An 18,429-nucleotide genomic window follows, 5' to 3' on the forward strand; every position below is an offset into this window, starting at 1 on the left:
GGGCGCGCGGAGCAGGGCGCCGAAGCCGCCTCCCAGCGCATCGACGACGCCCTTGGTCAGCACCGCGAACACCGCCAGCGACAAACCCGCCACCACCGCCAGCAGCACCGCCGCGGGCGGACGACCCGGCCACATCCGCGCGCCCGAGCTGTATGTCTGGATACCGACCGCACTGGCCGGGATGATCTTTCAGCAATCGTCATTCCGGGCCGGCGCATTGACAGCCTCGATGCCAACGGTGATCGTGGCCGAGCCGATCGTGGCATCGGCGCTTGGGGTAATCGTGCTGGGCGAGACCCTCCACGCCTCGGGCCCCAGGGCTTTCGCCCTGGTAGTCGCAGTGCTGGTGGTCATCGTCGCGACCTGGGCCTTGGCCCGCGGCAAGGCCGCCTCAATGGCCGCTCGCGCCGGAAGCGACACGAACACGACGGCCGAGCCTGAGCCGCCGTCGGACCGCTAGGCGGAGGCGCTACCGTCGTCCCGCCCGATTGGTGATGCGACGCCCGGTGACGCCGAGGTAGATGCTTATGAGGATGCACGCGAAGACGATGCCAACCAGGAAGGGAATGATCTTGAATCCGCCATTTTGGTTGGAGTAGCCCAATTTGTAGGACACCCAGGTTCCAAGGAATGAGCCGAGTGCGCCCAATACCACAGTCATCACGACGCCGATGTTCTGCTTGCCGGGCATGATGAGCCTGGCCAGTCCACCCACGACGAGTCCGACGAAGATGGCGCCGATAATTGTCCCGATCACTTGAAACTCCTCTGGTAGCACAGGTCATCGCTTTGATGTGGAGAGAGAGATACCCGTTTCTTGGCCTGTTGAGCCCGCTAATCCCCGCAGGCGTCGAGGGCGATGCAGCCACATAGGGCTTACTTCGCGATCCGAGTCGACGACATCGACGCCGTGGCTTGCGGTCCAACGCGCGGAGGTAACAGTTCGCGGCCAACTTGCTGCGGCCCGAATAGCGCGTTTTCACCCGCTGACCGGGGGCTTTACTTCACAGCTGCTACATAAGTAGCGCATAGCCGCCACTACTGTTAACGGCTTCATCATTTGTCTCATGAGTGAAACATCTGAATCCCCCACTGTGCGGCACTCCACCGCCACTGCACCGGTCGCCGCCGAAGCGGCGGCGGCCTACCGGGCCCCGCGGGTCTTCCAACTCGCCGCGTGGGTCGCCATCGTCGCCGGCATCGTGTTCATCGTCGCGGTCATCTTCTTCACCGGCTTCATCCTCGGCCACCGCGGCGGCCATCACGGACACCACCACAAGCACCACCACGCGATGGTGCACCACCGTGGCCCCGGCGGCCCCGGCAACTTCGGCGGCCCGGGCGCACCGGGCGCACCGGGCGGTCAGGGTGGTCAGGGCGGCCAGACCGGGCCGGGAGCCACCAGCACCGCGCCGGCTCCCTCGGGCGTGCGTCCCAGCGGCATGGCCCCGGGCCAGCTCCCGCCGTCGGTCCTGCACTCGGCGGCCGCGCTGGGACAGACCCCGAGCGTCATCGTGCTGACCAACTGAAAACCCCTCGCCAACCGGTGGCCCGGCGCTCCACTCGAGCGCCGGGCCACCTGTCTTTGGCGGTAACCGGCCCCTAACCGCCGCATCTCGATTCACCACAATTTTGTCGGCGGGGCCTGTTAGGGACCGGGTATGCGCGGCAATATGGCAAGGCATGAGCGAGACACCCGAAGAACGAGTTGAGCCCACCGTCGAGCCGGCCCCGGCCGCACCGGTCACCGCGCCACCGCCGCCACCCCCGGACCGGGTGCAGCCGCCGCGCCTCTACACGGCGGCGGCCTGGGTGGTGATCGTCGCCGGCATCGTGTTCATCCTCTCGTCGCTGTTCTTCGTCGGTGCCTTCATCTGGAAGCACCAGCACCCCTGCCACCATCACCACGGCATGTTTCACCCCGGTGGCCCCGGACCGGGCAATGGGCCCTGGGGACCCGCTGGTCCCGGGCCGGGCAACGGACCTGGGCAGTACGGCGGTCCCGGCGGCGGCTACGGCCCGTGGTACGGCGGACCCGGTGGCCCGGGTGGACCCGACAACGGGCCCTGGGGATACGGCCCCGGGGGTCCCGGCTTGATCGTTCCGATGCCCCCGAGCGGTCCGGGCGGTCCCGGCGGGCCGCATGGCGGCCCGGGTGTCAGCGGCCCCGGACAACCGCCGGCCGTCAGCGCGCCCCCCGGTGCGCCGGCGCCGCGCCCGTGACGGCGCCCGCTGCACTCACGGCCTATTTCCAGCCCCAAATGGGTAAGGACCCGTAGTGGGCAACCGACGGTGTTGCTCAAAATTTTCTTGACCGGATCAAGAAAAGGGGAATACTCGGTTGCAGGCCGGAAGGCCCGGGTCGCGGACAGCCACGCCGAACCTGCTTGATGAGCAAGCGAATTCGGTGTCGCCGTGCGCGATCCGGGGCTGTGCGGCCTTCCGCCCGGTGACGAGGAGAGCGTAATGACGGAGCGTTTCACGACCAATGACGCCGGTATCGCTGCGCCGAGCGACGATCAGTCGCTGACGATCGGCCCAGACGGCCCGATTCTGCTGCAGGACCACTACCTGATCGAGCAGATGGCGATGTTCAACCGCGAGCGCATCCCGGAGCGCCAGCCACACGCCAAAGGCGGTGGCGCGTTTGGTCATTTCGAGGTGACCAACGACGTCAGCAAGTACACCAGGGCCGCGGTGTTCCAGCCCGGCACCAAAACCGACATGCTGGCCCGGTTTTCGACGGTCGCCGGTGAGCGCGGCAGCCCAGACACCTGGCGGGACCCGCGTGGCTTCGCGCTGAAGTTCTACACCACCGAAGGCAACTTCGATCTCGTCGGCAACAACACGCCGGTCTTCTTCATGCGCGACCCGTTGAAGTTCCAGCACTTCATCCGGTCCCAGAAGCGCTTGCAGGCAAGCAATGTGCGCGACCACAACATGCAGTGGGACTTCTGGAGCCTGTCCCCGGAATCGGCGCACCAGGTGACCTGGCTGATGGGCGACCGGGGGATCCCCAAGACCTGGCGCAACATGAACGGCTACAGCAGCCACACGTACAGCTGGATCAACGCCGCCGGCGAGATCTTCTGGGTGAAGTACCACTTCATCACCGATCAGGGCATCGAGTTCCTGACCCAGGAGGACGCCGACCGGCTGGCCGGTGAGGACGGCGACTACCACCAGCGCGACCTGTTCGAGTCGATCGAGCGCGGGGACTACCCGAGCTGGACGCTGAAGATGCAGATCATGCCGTACGAGGAAGCCAAGGACTATCGGTTCAACCCGTTCGATCTGACCAAGGTGTGGCCGCACGGCGACTACCCGTTGATCGACGTCGGCAAGATGACGCTGAACCGCAACGTCACCGACTACCACGCCGAGATCGAGCAAGCGGCCTTCGAGCCGAACAACACCGTGCCCGGCACGGGGCTGAGCCCGGACAAAATGCTGCAGGCGCGCGGCTTTTCGTACTCGGACGCGCATCGGGCCCGGCTGGGGACCAACTACCGGCAGATCCCGGTCAACACCCCCAGAGTCGAGGTGAACAGCTATTCCAAAGACGGCGCCATGCGGATTAACAACGTGTCCGACCCCGTGTATGCGCCCAATTCCTACGGTGGTCCGCACGCCGATCCGGCCCGCGCCGCCGAGGTGCGCTGGCATGCCGACGGCGACATGGTCCGCTCGGCCTACACGCTGCACGCCGAGGACGACGACTGGGGACAGGCCGGCACCATGGTCCGCGAAGTTCTCGATGACGCGGCCAGGGAACGCTTGGCGCACAACATCATTGGTCACGTCTCCCAAGGCGTGAAGGAACCGGTGCTGTCGCGGGTGTTCGAGTACTGGCGCAATGTCGACCCCGACCTCGGCAAGAAGGTCGAGGAAGGCGTGCGGGGCAACGGGGGCTGACCGCTCGTCGGGTCGCCTGGCATGATCGCTGCATGACCACGCGGGTTACGCAGGTTGCCCAGAGGCGCGGGGCCGCGGTCGTCGTCGGCCTGGCCTTGGCGGGCACCATCGCGGTTCCGGTCGCCGCCGCGCACCCGTCGGAGCCCGGCGTGGTGAATTACGCCGTCCTGGGCAGGGGGTCGGTCGGCAACATCGTCGGCGGACCCATGGGGTGGGAGTCGGTGTTCACCCAGCCCGGGCAAGGCGACTGGGTCGACCTTCCCGAGTGCAACAACTGGGCCGACATCGGCCTGCCCGAGGTGTACAACGATCCCGACCTGGCCTCGTTCAACGGGGCCGTCACCCAGACGTCGGCCACCGACCAGACGCACCTGGTGAAACAGGCCGTCGGGGTGTTCGCCACCAATGAGGCGGCGGCCCGGGCGTTTCATCGCGTGGTGGATCGAACCGTGGGCTGCTCGGGGCAGACCACCGCGATCCACCTGGACAACGGCAGCACCCAGGTGTGGTCGTTCGACGGCGGCCCGGCCGGCCCGGCCGACGAGAACTGGACCAAGCAGGAGGCGGGCACCGATCGCCGGTGCTTCAATCAAACCAGGCTGCGCGAAAACGTGTTGCTGCAGGCAAAGGTGTGCCAATCCGGCAATGCCGGACCCGCGGTCAACGTGCTAGCTGGGGCGATGCAGAACGCGCTGGGTCAATAATCGAGCGATTGGGTAACCGTCTTCCCCGAGCACGTCAAAGTGCGCAGAAGGGAATATGTCGGGGGCGTCTGATAGATGAAGCACTAGACGAAGTAGTGCCGATTATCGTTCGATTAGCTGCGCAGGGAAGCGGTCCGCAGGTGCGTGTTCAGGCTGCGGGGCCCGAAGGGATCGTGATATGACGTTCGCGCCGATCACCGCCGCGGCTTCGCGACCGGAGTCGCGGGCGGCCGGTGCCGACCCCGCCCCCGACCTGAGCATCGCCGAGCCGGCCGACTCGGCGGCCGTCGCGCAATACATCGCCGAAGGCTGTCTGGTGGACGCCCCGCTGGGCCGGGTGGGTCTGGAACTGGAGGCCCACTGCCACGACCCGGCCGACCCGCACCGCCGGCCGAGCTGGGATGAAATCGCCGACGTGCTCGCCGCGCTGCCCGCGATGCCGGGCGGTAGCAGGATCACCGTGGAACCGGGCGGCGCCGTCGAACTGTCCGGGCCGCCGGCCGACGGCGTGGCACCCGCCATCGACGCCATGCGCCGGGACCAGGCCGTGCTGCGGCCGGCGTTTGCTGAGGCCGGGCTGGGCCTGGTGTTCCTCGGCGCCGACCCGCTGCGGCCGCCCCAGCGCATCAATCCCGGCGCCCGGTACCGCGCCATGGAACGGTTCTTCGCTACCAGCCGCTCCGGGGAGGCGGGCGCGGCGATGATGACGTCCACCGCCTCGATCCAGGTCAACGTGGACGCCGGCCCGCGCGAGGGCTGGGCTGCGCGGGTGCGCCTGGCGCATGCCCTGGGGCCAACCATGATCGCGATCACCGCCAATTCGCCGATGCTGGTCGGCGACTTCACCGGCTGGGTGTCCAGCCGGCAGCGGGTGTGGGGCCGGATGGACTCGGCGCGCTGCGGGCCCATCCTGGGGGCCAGCGGCGACGACCCCGGCACCGACTGGGCGCGGTACGCCCTCAAGGCGCCGGTGATGTTGGTGCACAACCCCGACGCCGAGGCCGTCACCCATTGGGTGCCCTTTGCCGACTGGGTCGACGGCCGGGTGCTGCTCGGGGGTCGCCGTCCCAGCCTGGCCGACCTGGAATATCACCTCACCACGTTGTTCCCGCCGGTGCGCCCCAGGCAGTGGCTGGAGATCCGCTACCTGGACAGCGTGCCGGACCCGTTGTGGCCCGCCGTGGCGTTCACCCTGGTGGCCCTGCTCGACGACCCGGCCGCCGCCGACGTCGCGGCCGAGGCCGTCGAACCCGTGGCGACCGCCTGGGACACCGCGGCCCGGGTGGGCCTGCGGGATCGGCGGCTGTACCGGGCGGCCAACGCCTGCGTGGCCATCGCCGCGGCGAAAGCGCCCGCGGAACTCGGCGATTCGATGCAGCGATTGGTCCGCATGGTCGAGCAGGGCCGATGTCCCGGCGACGATTTCGCCGACCAGGTGATCGAGCACGGCCTGGCCCCCACCGTGCGGCGACTGGCGCAAGGGGAGTTGTGACGTCACCTGATGATTCCGACCCGCTGCGCCCGGCTGCGCCGCGCTTGCGGTCGTCATGCCGAGAGACGATCGCCGACGACTTGGCGCGGACGCGGACGCGGACGTTGAGACTCGTCGAGTTCGACGACGCCGAACTCTGCCGGCAGTACGACCCGCTGATGAGCCCGCTGGTGTGGGACCTGGCGCACATCGGTCAGCAAGAAGAGCTGTGGCTGCTGCGGGGCGGGGATCCGGCCCGGCCGGGGATGTTGCCGCCGGCCGTCGAGGGGCTCTACGACGCCTTCGTGCATTCCCGCGCCAGCCGTGTCGATCTGCCGTTGCTGTCGCCGGACAAAGCGCGGGCCTATTGCCGGACCGTGCGGTCCGCGGTGCTCGACGCGCTCGACGCGCTGCCCGACGACCCCGCCGGCGACGACGCGGCCTTCGTCTACGCGATGGTGGTCAGCCACGAAAACCAGCACGACGAGACCATGCTGCAGGCGTTGAACCTGCGCAGCGGCGCACCGCTGTTGCGCGGCACGTCGACGCTGCCGGCGGGCAGGCCGGGGCTGGCGGGCACCTCGGTGCTGGTGCCCGGCGGCGAGTTCGTTCTCGGTGTGGACCCCGCCAGCGAACCGTACTCGCTGGACAACGAGCGTCCGGCCCACGTCGTCGACCTGCCCGCGTTCCGGATCGGCCGGGTCCCGGTCACCAACGGCGAATGGCGGCAGTTCGTCGACGACGGCGGCTACGACCAGCCCCGCTGGTGGTCCGAGCGCGGCTGGAGGCACCGGCAGGGCGCGGGTCTTGACGCGCCACAGTTCTGGAGTTCCGACGGCGTCACCCGCACCCGGTTCGGCCACGTCGAACACATCCCGGCCGACGAACCCGTCCAGCACGTCAGCTATTTCGAGGCCGAGGCGTACGCGGCCTGGGCCGGTGCCCGGCTGCCCACGGAGATGGAATGGGAGAAGGCCTGCACCTGGGATCCGTCCACCAACACCCGGCGCCGCTACCCCTGGGGTGAGCGCACACCGGACGAGGCGCTGGCCAACCTCGGCGGCGCGGCGTTGCGTCCCGCGCCGGTCGGCGCCTATCCCGCCGGCGCCTCCGCATACGGGGCCGAGCAGCTGCTCGGCGACGTCTGGGAGTGGACCAGCTCCCCGCTGCGGCCGTGGCCGGGTTTCGTCCCGATGCTCTACGAACGCTATTCACAGCCGTTCTTCGACGGCGACTACCGGGTGCTGCGCGGCGGCTCGTGGGCGGTCGAACCGGGCATCATGCGGCCGAGCTTTCGCAACTGGGACCACCCCTACCGGCGCCAGATCTTCTCCGGCGTCCGGTTGGCGTGGGACGTCCCCGACGCCGGGTCCGCCTGATGTGCCGGCACCTGGGCTGGCTGGGAACCGACGTCACCGTTTCCTCGCTGGTGCTCGACCCGCCATTCGGGCTGCGGGTTCAGTCCTATGCGCCGCGCCGCCAAAAGCACTGCCTGCTCAACGCCGACGGTTGGGGCGTGGGGTTTTTCGACACCGCCGCCGAAGCCGCACCAGGGCCCGGCGTGCCGCGCCGGTGGCGTAGCCAGGCGCCGCTCTGGGGTGACGTGTCGTTCGATTCCATCGCGCCCGCGCTGCGTAGCCACTGCGTGGTGGCCGCCGTGCGCTCGGCGACCGTCGGCATGCCGATCGAGGCCAGCGCGACCGCTCCGTTCACCGACGGCCAGTGGTTGTTGTCGCACAACGGAATCGTGGACCGAAGCGTGCTGCCCACGACGTCGTGGGCCGAATCGGTCTGTGACAGCGCCATATTGGCCGCGGTGATCTTCGAGCGCGGCCTCGACGCGCTGGGGCGGACCATCGTCGAGATCGGGGAAGCCGACCCGGGCGCCCGGCTGAACATCCTGGCCGCCAACGGCTCTCGCATGGTGGCGACGGCCTGGGGCGACACACTGTGCATCCTGCGCCGCCCCGACGGTGTGGTGCTGGCCAGTGAACCCTATGACAACGACTCCGACTGGGAGGACGTTTCGGACCGTCACCTTGTCGAAGTCACTGCCGACGGCGTCACGATGACGCCGCTGGACCAGTCGAGAGGATCTTGATGACGCTGTCGCTGTCGAACCACCTGGCCGCCGACTCGGCGTACCACGCGTTGCGCCGTGACGTGCTCGACGGCCTGCAGAAGACGCCAAAGTCGCTGCCACCCAAGTGGTTCTACGATGCGGTGGGCAGCGAGCTGTTCGACCAAATCACCCGGCTGCCCGAGTACTACCCGACCCGCGCCGAGGCGGAGATCCTGCGCGCGAGGGCGGCCGAAGTGGCGTCGGTGAGCGAGGCCGACACGCTGGTGGAGCTGGGCAGCGGCACGTCGGAGAAGACCCGGCTGTTGCTGGACGCCCTGCGCGAGCGTGGCTCGCTACGCAGGTTCGTCCCGTTCGACGTCGACGCCAGCATCCTGTCGACGGCCGCCGCGGCCATCGCGCAAGAATACGCCGGGGTCGAAATCAAGGCCGTCTGCGGTGACTTCGAAGAGCACCTGACAAAGATCCCCGAAGGCGGGCGACGGCTGTTCGTATTCCTGGGGTCGACGATCGGCAACCTCACGCCCGGGCCGCGCGCGGAGTTCCTCGCCGCCCTGTCCGCGCAGCTGCGGCCCGGCGACAGCCTGCTACTGGGCACGGACCTGGTCAAGGACACCGAGCGACTCGTGCGCGCCTACGACGATGCCGCCGGGGTGACGGCGGCGTTCAACCGCAACGTGCTCGCGGTGGTCAATCGGGAACTCGACGCGGATTTCGACGTCGACGCCTACCGGCACGTGGCCCGGTGGAACGCGGCGGAGGAACGCATCGAGATGTGGTTGCGGTCCGACCGTCGCCAGCGGGTGCGGGTCGGCGCGCTCGAGCTGACCGTCGACTTCGAGGCCGGCGAGGAGATGCTCACCGAGGTATCGTGTAAGTTCCACTCCGACAAGGTGACTGACGAGCTGGCCGCCGCGGGGTTGCGCCGCACCCGGTGGTGGACCGACGCGGCGGGCGACTTCGGGTTGTCGTTGGCCGTGAAGTGACCGGCAGCAACGTGCTGGCCGACCAGTGGCGGTCAGCCCGCCCGCCAATGGCCGGACTGCACCTGGACAACGCGGCCTGTTCACGGCAGAGCCTGGCGGTGATCGAGGCCACCGCGCAGCACGCTCGCAACGAATCCGAAGTCGGCGGCTACGTCGCGGCGGAGGCCGCCACACCGGTGCTCGACGCCGGACGCGCGGCGTTCGCCGCGCTGGCCGGAATGCCCGACGCCGAGGTTGTTTTCACCACCGGCTCGCTGAACGCCCTGGATCTGCTGCTGGGCGCCTGGCCGACCGAGCGACGAAAGGTGGCGTGCCTGCCCGGCGAATACGGGCCCAACCTGGCGATGCTGGCCGCCCACGGATTCGACCGGCAGCTGCTACCGACGCTCGAAGACGGCCGGGTCGCGCTTGACGAGGCGGCGCTGGCGCTGGACACCGACCCGCCGGACCTGGTGCATCTGACCGCGGTGGCCAGTCATCGCGGTGTGGTGCAACCGGTTTCGATGGTGGCCCAACTGTGCCGGGAATTGGGGCTGCCGCTCGTCGTCGACGCGGCGCAGGCGCTGGGCCAGGTGGACTGCGCGGTGGGCGCCGACGCGACCTACTCCTCGTCGCGCAAGTGGATCGCCGGCCCGCGCGGTGTCGGTATCCTCGCGGTGCGCCGCGAGCTGATGGAAAGCCTGCACCCCAGGCTGGGCGCGCCGCAGTGGGCCAGCAAGGACGGCGCACCGACGGTGGCCGAACAATTGGAATTCGGCGAAGCGAATGTGGCCGCGCGGGTGGGGTTTTCGCTGGCGCTGGGCGAGCACCTGGCGTATGGGCCGCAGGCGGTGCGTGCGCGGCTGGCCGAGCTGGGCGGACTGAGCCGCAGCATACTGTCCGATGTCGCCGGGTGGACGGTGGTCGAAGAGGTCGAAGAACCCAGTGCCATCACCACTTTGGCGCCGAACGACGGCGCCGACCCGCAAGCGGTGCGGGCCTGGCTGCTCGCCGAGCGACGGATCCTGACCACCTTCGCCGGCGTGCAACGGGCGCCGCTGGAGCTCACCGGACCCGTGCTGCGGATCTCACCGCACGTGGACACCACGGCCGCCGACCTCGAGACGTTCGCCGAGGCGCTCATCGCCGCCACCGCGGCGACCGCAACCGGCTAACCGGCTTTGTGCGCGGTCAGCAAGTAGGCCGGCATCTTGCGCCGGCCCCTCTCGTCGAGTTCATGCTGCGGAAATTCGAACGGCGCGTCGGGGATGTTGACCGGGTTGGACAGGATGAAAGCGGGGCGAACCTCGTCGATCTCCCAGTATTTGCTCACCGCGGCGCGCAGTTCGTCCTCGTCGACCTCGTTGGGCTTGGTTTCCAACTCGGCGGGGAAGGCGCCCTTGGCGAACACCAGGATGAACAGGTTCGCCCCCGGGGCGGCGGCCCGGTGTATCGACCTCAGGTAGCCGTCGCGGCCCTCCACCGGCAGCGAGTGGAACAGCGTGCTGTCCACCACCGTGGAGAACCGTCCGTCGTAGCCGGAGAACGACGTGATGTCGGCCTGCACGAAGCTGGCCGTGGTCAGGCCGCGCTCTTCGGCGGACTTGGTGGCCGCCGCGACGGCGGTCGGCGTGAGGTCGACCCCGACCACGGTGTACCCCTGGGCGGCCAGCGCCAGGGACAGCTCGGCGACCCCGCAACCGGCATCCAGCACGTCGCTGCGGAATCTGCCGGCCGCGACCAGCGCCGCCAGTTCCGGTTGCGGCTCGCCGATGTTCCACGGCGGCGGACCCTCGAAGTGGGCCTGCTCCCGATAGGCGCTGTCCCAGTCCATCACTTGATCAGATGACATGGGTTTCAACCTACTCCCAGGTGTGCACCGGCTCATTGGCATGCATGTGATCGCAGTAGCGGCGCAGCATTTCGGCCAGCGCCGCGGGCCTGCTCATGCCGCCGTCCTGCAGCGCCCGCACGGTGGACACCTGCCAGCTGGCACCGTTGCGCCCCGTTCGCGCCCGGCCCTCGATCACCCCGAGGAACCGGTCGCGCACCTCGGCGTCGACGCCCCAGCGCTGCAGACCCTCGTCGGCGATCGGCAGCAGTGTGTCGAGCACCAGGTCGCGTGCGCTCACCTCACCCACTCGGGGCCAGTGCAGCCGCGCGTCGATGCCGGAGCGCGCCGACGCCAGGAAATTGGCTTCTGCCACACCGAAATCCATGTGCTGCCACAGCGGATCGTCGGCTTCGGACAGGCTGCGCAGCACCCCGTAGAAGAAGGCCGAGTTCGCCAGCATGTCGACGACGGTCGGCCCGGCCGGCAACACCCGGTTCTCCAGTCGCAGATGGGGGCGACCGTCGACCACGTCGTAGACCGGGCGGTTCCACCGGTAGACCGTCCCGTTGTGCAGGCGCAGTTCGGCGAGCTGCGGGATGCGTCCGGCGGCCAGCTCGGCCACCGGATCCTCATCGGAGACCTCGGGCAGCAGGGACGGGAAGTAGCGGATGTTCTCTCGGTAGAGGTCCAGGATCGAATCGATCCACTGTTCGCCGAACCACACTCGCGGGCGCACGCCTTGGGCTTTCAGCTCCTCGGGCCTGGTGTCGGTGGACTGGGTGAACAGCTCGATGCGGGTTTCCGCCCACAGCAGGTGCCCGAAGAAGAAGGGCGAGTTGGCGCCCAGCGCCAGCTGGGGGCCGGCCACGATCTGCGCCGCATTCCAGTTGGCGGCGAACGTTTCCGGCGCCAACTGTAGATGCAATTGCATGCTGGTGCAGGCTGATTCGGGAGCGATCGTGGCGGTGTGCCAGCTCAGCGGTTCCGGACCGGAAATGTCGATGGGAATGTCTTCACCGCGGGCGGTGAAGATCGAGTCGTTCAGCGCGGCGTAGCGGGTGGATTCGCTCATCCAGCCGTGGTCGAGGTGTTCGGGCATCAGCGTGGGCAGGATGCCGATCATGACGATGTGGGCGCCGCCCGCCGCGCCCGCCCTGGCCTGCGCGTCGTTCAGGCTGGCCCGCACCTCGGCCTCGAGATCGAGCCCGGAGTGCCCGGGCAGCGCGTGTGGCGGGACGTTGAATTCGATGTTGTAGGCGCCTAATTCGGTCTGATAGGCCGGGTCACCGATGGCGTCCAGCACGTGACGATTGGACATCGCCGGCTGGTAGTCGGCGTCGACGAGGTTGCACTCGATCTCCATGCCCGTGAGCGGTTGCTCGGACTCGAAGCATGACCGGGCGAGCATCGTCTCGAAGACATCCACGCACAGCTGTACCTTGCGCCGGTATTCCCGCCGTTGTGCGCTGTCGTACGTGGTGCGCTTGACCTCTTCGCCCACACCGCAGATGCAACAGGGTTACCGCGCGTAACGCAAGCTCCCACGAGTCGCGGTTCTGGTCTCGTTCGTCCGGCGGGTAGACCATGATGGTCTTCGACGCAACAGTGTTCCGGGGTGAAGGAGAGCAGTTGGCCGAGTTCGCCGAGTTCGTCGCCGCCATCGACCAGGGCACCACCAGCACTCGCTGCATGATCTTCGATCACGACGGTGCCGAGGTGGCTCGCCATCAACTCGAGCACGAGCAGATCCTGCCCCGCGCCGGCTGGGTGGAGCACGACCCGGTGGAGATCTGGGAACGCACCTCCTCGGTGCTGACGTCGGTGTTGAACCGGGCCAACCTCAGTACCAAAAACATTGCGGCGCTGGGCATCACGAATCAGCGCGAGACGACGCTGGTGTGGAACCGCAAGACCGGACGGCCCTATTACAACGCGATCGTCTGGCAGGACACCCGCACCGACCGCATTGCCTCGGCGGTCGAACGCGACGGTCGCGGCGACGTGATTCGCCGCAAGGCGGGCCTGCCCCCGGCCACCTATTTCTCCGGCGGCAAGCTGCAATGGATTCTGGACAACGTCGACGGGGTGCGTGAGGCCGCCGAGAGCGGCGACGCGCTGTTCGGCACCACCGACACCTGGGTGCTGTGGAACCTGACCGGGGGTCCGCGCGGCGGCGTGCACGCCACCGACGTGACCAACGCCAGCCGGACCATGCTGATGAACCTGGAGACGCTGGACTGGGACGACGAGTTGCTGTCGTTCTTCTCCGTGCCCCGTGCGATGTTGCCGAAGATCGGGCCGTCGTCGTCCCCGCAGCCCTATGGCGTGACGACCGAGACCGGGCCGGCCGGCGGTGAGGTGCCGATCGCCGGGATGCTCGGCGATCAGCACGCGGCGATGGTGGGCCAGGTGTGCCTGTCCGAAGGGGAAGCCAAAAACACCTACGGCACCGGGAATTTCCTGCTGCTCAACACCGGCGAGACGATCGTGCGGTCCGACAACGGCCTGCTGACCACCGTCTGCTATCAGTTCGGGGACGCCAAACCGGTGTACGCGCTCGAGGGTTCGATCGCGGTCACCGGGGCGGCCGTGCAGTGGCTGCGCGATCAGTTGGGCATCATCAGCGGAGCCGCCCAAAGCGAATCGCTGGCACGTCAGGTCGATGACAACGGCGGGGTCTATTTCGTGCCCGCGTTTTCCGGATTGTTCGCGCCGTACTGGCGATCCGACGCGCGCGGCGCGATCGTCGGGCTGTCGCGGTTCAACACCAACGCGCATCTTGCGCGCGCCACCCTGGAGGCGATCTGTTACCAGAGTCGTGACGTGGTGGACGCCATGGCGGCGGATTCCGGTGTGCGCCTTGACGTTTTGAAGGTCGACGGGGGCATCACCGGCAACGACCTGTGCATGCAGATCCAGGCCGACGTGCTGGGGGTGGACGTGGTACGGCCGGTCGTCGCCGAGACCACCGCGCTGGGCGCTGCCTACGCGGCCGGCTTGGCGGTGGGGTTCTGGGCCGACCCGGCCGATCTGCGGGCCAACTGGCAAGAGGGCAGGCGGTGGGAGCCGGCGTGGAACGACGAGCAGCGCGCCGCCGGTTATGCGGGCTGGCGCAAAGCCGTGCAGCGGACCCTGGATTGGGTCTCCGTAACCTGAGGGGTCACGTGACGTGACCCGATCCAGGGCCCGCTCAGCGGCACTCAGTCTTCGCCGAGGATGCCGTAGATCTCACGCCGCGCATTGTTGAGGATCTCGACGATGCGCTGCTGCTGTTCGGCGGACGCGGTGTGGGCGGACTGCCCGACCGCGCCGAACAACTGGCCTACCGCCGCCCGCAGATTCAGGTGCCCCGGGTCGGCGCCTTCGGTGATCTCGTCCCACGGCGGGGTCTCGATCTTCTCCGCCGCCGTGCGGCCCTGCTCGGTCAGCTCGAAAAGCTTCTTGCTGCCTTCGGTTTCGCTCGCGGTGATCAGGCCTTCGTCGTCGAGCAGCTGCAGCGTCGGGTACACCGAACCGGGGCTCGGCTTCCACAGTCCGTTGCTGCGCTCGGCGATCAGCTGAATCATCTCGTAGCCGTGCATCGGCCGCTCGGCCAGCAGCTTGAGGATGGCGGCTCGCACGTCACCGCGCTTGCCGCGACCCGGGCCGCCACGGCGCCATCCGCCGCGCCGGCCACCGGGGCCGAAGCCCGGACCGAAACCGGGACCGAAGCCCGGGCCGAAACCGGGACCGAAGCCGAGCGGGCCGTCGTGGCTGCCGGCGTGGTCGCGTAGATGCTCGCGAAAGTCCCGGCGGGCCTGGCGCCGCGCTTCGTGCAGGGCGCGCCGGTCGACCGGGCCGGAGCCGAAACCGAATCCGAAGCCGGGTCGGCCGGCGAATGGACCTTCTGGGGGAGTGAATGGGTTGCTCATTGGTGTGTCCTTACGTTGGTGGGTCGCGCACCGATCGCGCGCTACGAAACATCACGATATATCGGAAACTATCGCGATGCAACTGGATATGTCTAACATGGCGCGTGCGTGGCCGCTGAGCTGCGGAGATCGGTGATTGCCCACCCACGGCCGGGGCGCGACGCGGTTTGCATGCGCCGGACGCGGGTACCAGCTATCGGGATGGACACCAACAACAACCTCACGGTGGGCGGCGGCCCCGCGGGCCCGGCCGCGTACGGGCGACCCGGCGGCGCGCGGCGCCCCAACGCCCGGCCGTGGGTCAATTGGGGTTTGGCGCTGGCGACGGTGCCCGGTGCCGCCCTGGTGATGCTCTTCGCGCTGGGTGCGGTCATGAGCACCGATGGCTGCAGCGATCGCAGCTGTCCCAACCTGGGCCACGGCGGGATCAATTTCGGCGTGGCGTTCTACGGCGCGCCCGCGGTCGCCGTCCTCGCCATCATCGTCTCGATTTTCACCGCCAAGCGCCGTTGGGGCATCGCGGTCCCGCTGTGCGGATGGGCATTGCTGATCGCCGACGTCGCCCTGATGGCGGCGAGCGTGGCGGGCTAGTGCGGTACTGAGAAACCGCCCGGAGCCGAGGAGTCTCCCGGGCCGGGGTGATTCGAACGCGGGTCCGGCCATCCGGGGACTTGCGGCGGCGGGCCGGGCCAGCTTTGGGGGCCGTAGGCGGGGGCGGTCGGTGGCCACGGCGCCGGCCCCGTCTGCCCTGGCCCGGGCATGGCGGGGCGCAGCCGGGCCAGTTCGCGACGGTGCCGCTCGGCGAGGACGGCGGCGAGCACGAGTTCCGGCGGGGCGCCGGGCGGTGGCGGCGGCGCGATGCGGGCCACCACGTCACCGGCGATCCGGTATGCCATCTGCACGCGCAGCTGACGGTCGAGCTGCGTTGCCCGGGAAAGGAATTGGCGCGCAACCTCGACCTGGCCGACGGACAGCCCCGACAGCTGCAGCGACGAGGCCCACCACGCCAACGACGGCGGCATCATCGGCGGGGGCCCGAGGCGGGGCCCGCGTTCGTTGACCACCACCGTGCCGGCGAAGATATCGCCGATCCGTTTGGCCTTGGGGGACAGGATGCTGCAGATGACGGCCGGGCTGCCGAACAGCATCCAGATTTCCACCAGCGCCGCCAGGGCGCGAAACAGGGCCTGGCGGAAGCGTTCTGGGCCACCGTCGTCGGACACCACCCGCAGCCCCATCGCGATCTTGCCCACCGAGCGCCCGCGCGTCGCCGTTTCGAGCACCAGGGGATAGCCCACGATCACCAGCACCGTGAAAATCAGCAGGATCGCGTTGCTCAGCGCGGTATCGAATTGGCTCAGGGTGGCAGCCCACAACATCAGGCCGAGCAGGTAACCGATGACCATGACCGTGATGTCGATCAGCGCGCTCAGCGTCCGCACCGGCAGCTGGGCGATCTGCACATCGAGCACCACAGCGTCCCCGGTCACCACCTCCGACATAACTTCGAACGGTACAGGTTGGGCCCGCGTGGCCGGCCGCACTTTGCCGCGCCGGGAATGCGATTAGGCTGCCCAGGGTGGATGTCGATGCGTTCGTGCTGGCCCATCGCCCTACCTGGGACCGCCTGGACCGATTGATCGGGCGGCGCCGGTCGTTGTCGGGTGCGGAAATCGACGAACTCGTCGAGCTTTATCAGCGGGTCTCCACCCATCTGTCGATGCTGCGCTCGGCGTCCTCGGATTCGCTGCTGATCGGTCGGCTCTCCAGCCTGGTCGCGCGGGCCCGTTCGGCGGTGACGGGCGCCCACGCGCCACTGAGCAGCGCGTTCACCCGGTTCTGGACGGTGTCCTTCCCGGTCGTGGCGTACCGCACCTGGCGGTGGTGGCTGGCCACGGCGGCGGCGTTCTTCGCCGTCGTCGTGATCGTCGCGTTGTGGGTCGCCGGCAGTCCCGACGTCCAGTCCGCCCTCGGAACGCCCAGTGACATCGCGCAATTGGTCAACCACGATGTCGAGTCCTATTACAGCGAACATCCCGCCGCCGCATTCGCGCTGCAGATCTGGGTGAACAACTCCTGGGTGTCCGCCCAATGCATCGCGCTGTCCGTGGTGCTGGGGCTGCCCATCCCGTTCGTGCTGTTCGAGAACGCCGCCAATCTGGGCGTCATTGCCGGCCTGATGTTTCCGGCCGGCAAGGGTGGCCTGCTGCTGGGTCTGCTCGCCCCGCACGGACTGCTCGAACTCACGGCGGTATTCCTTTCGGGGGCAACGGGAATGCGGCTGGGCTGGTCGGTGATCGCCCCCGGCGACCGGCCCCGAGGGCAGGTGCTCGCCGAGCAGGGGCGTGCCGTCGTCTCGGTCGCCGTGGGTCTGGTTGCGGTGCTGCTGGTTTCGGGATTGATCGAGGCGCTGGTGACGCCGTCACCGTTGCCGACGTTCGTGCGGGTGGGCATCGGCGTCCTCGCCGAGGTGGCGTTCCTGTCCTACATCGTCTACTTCGGCCGCCGCGGCGTGCAGGCCGGCGAAAGCGGTGACATGGAGGACGCGCCGGACTTCGTCCCGACCCGCTGAGCGGCGATCGCTACAGCCGCCCGGTCGCCTTCATCGCCAGGTAGTGATCGGCCAGCGCCGGTGCCAGTTCGGTGGGCGGCGCGTCGACGACTTCCACCCCGCTGCGGCGCAGCCGCGTGGCGATCGCGCCGCGGTCGTTGCGGGATCGTTCGGCGGCCGCCGCGTCATAGACCGCCGCGGCGTCCGAACGCCCGACGGCCATTTGGTCGACGCGCGGGTCGGAAACCGCGGCCAGTAGCAGACGATGCTTAGCCGACAGTTGCGGCAGCACGGGCAGCAGGCCCTCGTCGAGGGCGGCCGCGTTGAGGTCGGTCAGCAGCACCACCAGGGAACGCCGGCGGGCGCGCAGTCCGATAGTGGAAACCATTGCCCGCCAATCGGATTCGACCAGCGTCGGCTGAAGGGGCGCCATCGCGTCGACCAGCTGGGCAAGCAGTTCGGTGCGCGAGGCGCCGAACACACCGGCCCGGCTCACCCGGTCGTGGGCGAGGAAGTCGACATGGTCGCCGGCCCGCGATGCCAGGGCCGCCAACAGCAGCGCGGCGTCCATCGACCAATCCAGCCGCGGCCAGCCGGCCGGATCGGACGCGGTCGGGTCGACACCGACCCGACCCGCCGCCGTGCGGCCGGTGTCGAGCACGATCACCACCCGCCGGTCGCGTTCGGGCCGCCAGGTGCGCACCACCACGTCGGCGCGCCGCGCGGTGGCGCGCCAGTCGATCGAGCGCACGTCGTCGCCGACGACATACTCTCGCAGCGAGTCGAATTCGGTTCCCTGCCCGCGCACCAGCGTGGGCAGCAGGCCGTCGATCTCGCGCAGCTTGGCAAGTCGCGACGGCAGGTGCTTGCGGGCCAGAAACGGAGGCAGCACCCGCAACTGGCCCGGCACCGGTTGCGAACCCTGCCGTCCCGCCAGCCCCAGCGGACCGATCGATCGGGCGGTCACCACCGTCGCGCGCTGATCGCCGCGGCGGAGC

Annotated in this window: 18 protein-coding genes and 2 pseudogenes; 13 read left to right on the plus strand and 7 right to left on the minus strand. The window is 68.9% G+C overall.

Annotated features, from left to right (window positions below):
• Positions 1–114 (minus strand): annotated as a pseudogene (locus A5646_RS29755) (hypothetical protein); the annotation flags it as partial.
• A 49-nt stretch (positions 115–163) separates the two neighbouring features.
• On the opposite strand from A5646_RS29755, the pseudogene A5646_RS29370 reads away from it, so the two are divergent.
• A pseudogene (locus tag A5646_RS29370) lies at positions 164–460 on the plus strand (DMT family transporter); the annotation flags it as partial.
• 9 nt (positions 461–469) lie between these two features.
• Here the strand turns inward: A5646_RS29370 and A5646_RS05825 are convergent.
• A complete protein-coding gene (locus A5646_RS05825; protein ID WP_066868338.1) occupies positions 470–757 on the minus strand; it encodes a GlsB/YeaQ/YmgE family stress response membrane protein in 288 nt (95 codons plus the stop codon).
• Between the two features lie 337 nt (positions 758–1,094).
• Between A5646_RS05825 and A5646_RS05830 the strand changes: the two genes are divergently transcribed.
• From A5646_RS05830 to egtE, 9 genes are all read left to right on the plus strand, one after another.
• Positions 1,095–1,529, plus strand: coding sequence for a hypothetical protein (locus A5646_RS05830; RefSeq protein WP_197498043.1), 435 nt, complete (start codon positions 1,095–1,097; stop codon positions 1,527–1,529).
• A gap of 154 nt (positions 1,530–1,683) precedes the next feature.
• On the plus strand, positions 1,684–2,223 hold the full coding sequence (locus tag A5646_RS05835) for a hypothetical protein (RefSeq protein WP_066868342.1): 540 nt from the start codon (positions 1,684–1,686) through the stop codon (positions 2,221–2,223).
• Between the two features lie 243 nt (positions 2,224–2,466).
• The gene (locus A5646_RS05840) at positions 2,467–3,915 is read left to right on the plus strand and encodes a catalase (RefSeq protein WP_066868376.1); all 1,449 of its coding nucleotides are present in this window, start codon (positions 2,467–2,469) and stop codon (positions 3,913–3,915) included.
• A 32-nt stretch (positions 3,916–3,947) separates the two neighbouring features.
• On the plus strand, positions 3,948–4,619 hold the full coding sequence (locus A5646_RS05845) for a sensor domain-containing protein (RefSeq protein WP_067020535.1): 672 nt from the start codon (positions 3,948–3,950) through the stop codon (positions 4,617–4,619).
• Positions 4,620–4,797: 178 nt separating this feature from the next.
• Positions 4,798–6,111: an ergothioneine biosynthesis glutamate--cysteine ligase EgtA gene (gene egtA, locus A5646_RS05850; protein WP_066868346.1), complete on the plus strand. Its 1,314-nt coding sequence runs from the start codon at positions 4,798–4,800 to the stop codon at positions 6,109–6,111.
• A 44-nt stretch (positions 6,112–6,155) separates the two neighbouring features.
• A complete protein-coding gene (gene egtB / locus A5646_RS05855; protein WP_066878794.1) occupies positions 6,156–7,469 on the plus strand; it encodes an ergothioneine biosynthesis protein EgtB in 1,314 nt (437 codons plus the stop codon).
• Complete coding sequence (egtC, locus tag A5646_RS05860) at positions 7,469–8,191, plus strand: ergothioneine biosynthesis protein EgtC (RefSeq protein WP_066868350.1); 723 nt, start codon at positions 7,469–7,471, stop codon at positions 8,189–8,191. The genes egtB and egtC overlap by 1 nt, the downstream gene beginning before the upstream one ends.
• Positions 8,191–9,156: an L-histidine N(alpha)-methyltransferase gene (gene egtD / locus A5646_RS05865; RefSeq protein WP_066868352.1), complete on the plus strand. Its 966-nt coding sequence runs from the start codon at positions 8,191–8,193 to the stop codon at positions 9,154–9,156. Before egtC ends, egtD begins: the two co-directional genes overlap by 1 nt.
• A gap of 47 nt (positions 9,157–9,203) precedes the next feature.
• Positions 9,204–10,310 (plus strand): ergothioneine biosynthesis PLP-dependent enzyme EgtE, encoded by a 1,107-nt coding sequence (egtE, locus tag A5646_RS05870; protein WP_231998247.1) that lies wholly within the window; start codon positions 9,204–9,206, stop codon positions 10,308–10,310.
• Here the strand turns inward: egtE and A5646_RS05875 are convergent.
• Both A5646_RS05875 and A5646_RS05880 read right to left on the minus strand, forming a co-directional pair.
• On the minus strand, positions 10,307–10,987 hold the full coding sequence (locus tag A5646_RS05875) for a class I SAM-dependent methyltransferase (protein WP_066868356.1): 681 nt from the start codon (positions 10,985–10,987) through the stop codon (positions 10,307–10,309). The two genes, egtE and A5646_RS05875, sit on opposite strands and share 4 nt — an antisense overlap.
• A 10-nt stretch (positions 10,988–10,997) precedes the next feature.
• On the minus strand, positions 10,998–12,470 hold the full coding sequence (locus A5646_RS05880; RefSeq protein WP_066868358.1) for a glutamate--cysteine ligase: 1,473 nt from the start codon (positions 12,468–12,470) through the stop codon (positions 10,998–11,000).
• 86 nt (positions 12,471–12,556) lie between these two features.
• Here A5646_RS05880 and glpK point away from each other — a divergent pair, with 86 nt between their 5' ends.
• Positions 12,557–14,125, plus strand: a complete 1,569-nt coding sequence (gene glpK / locus A5646_RS05885) for a glycerol kinase GlpK (RefSeq protein WP_156749054.1) — start codon at positions 12,557–12,559, stop codon at positions 14,123–14,125.
• 44 nt (positions 14,126–14,169) lie between these two features.
• On the opposite strand, the gene A5646_RS05890 is transcribed toward glpK, so the two are convergent.
• Entirely contained in the window at positions 14,170–14,880 is a 711-nt protein-coding gene (locus A5646_RS05890; protein ID WP_066868360.1) for a PadR family transcriptional regulator, read from the minus strand.
• Positions 14,881–15,081: 201 nt separating this feature from the next.
• Here A5646_RS05890 and A5646_RS05895 point away from each other — a divergent pair, with 201 nt between their 5' ends.
• Positions 15,082–15,471 (plus strand): hypothetical protein, encoded by a 390-nt coding sequence (locus A5646_RS05895; protein WP_066868362.1) that lies wholly within the window; start codon positions 15,082–15,084, stop codon positions 15,469–15,471.
• On the opposite strand, the gene A5646_RS05900 is transcribed toward A5646_RS05895, so the two are convergent.
• Positions 15,468–16,382, minus strand: coding sequence for an RDD family protein (locus tag A5646_RS05900; protein ID WP_066868364.1), 915 nt, complete (start codon positions 16,380–16,382; stop codon positions 15,468–15,470). The two genes, A5646_RS05895 and A5646_RS05900, sit on opposite strands and share 4 nt — an antisense overlap.
• Positions 16,383–16,459: 77 nt before the next feature.
• Here A5646_RS05900 and A5646_RS05905 point away from each other — a divergent pair, with 77 nt between their 5' ends.
• Positions 16,460–17,452, plus strand: coding sequence for a stage II sporulation protein M (locus A5646_RS05905; RefSeq protein WP_066868366.1), 993 nt, complete (start codon positions 16,460–16,462; stop codon positions 17,450–17,452).
• 10 nt (positions 17,453–17,462) lie between these two features.
• Here A5646_RS05905 and A5646_RS05910 read toward each other — a convergent pair.
• Positions 17,463–18,429 (minus strand): DUF58 domain-containing protein (locus A5646_RS05910; RefSeq protein ID WP_066868380.1); only part of this gene is annotated, 967 nt, incomplete at its 5' end.

The organism is Mycobacterium sp. 1245499.0 (assembly GCF_001673615.1).
GTDB classification, from domain to species: Bacteria; Actinomycetota; Actinomycetes; order Mycobacteriales; family Mycobacteriaceae; genus Mycobacterium; species Mycobacterium europaeum_A.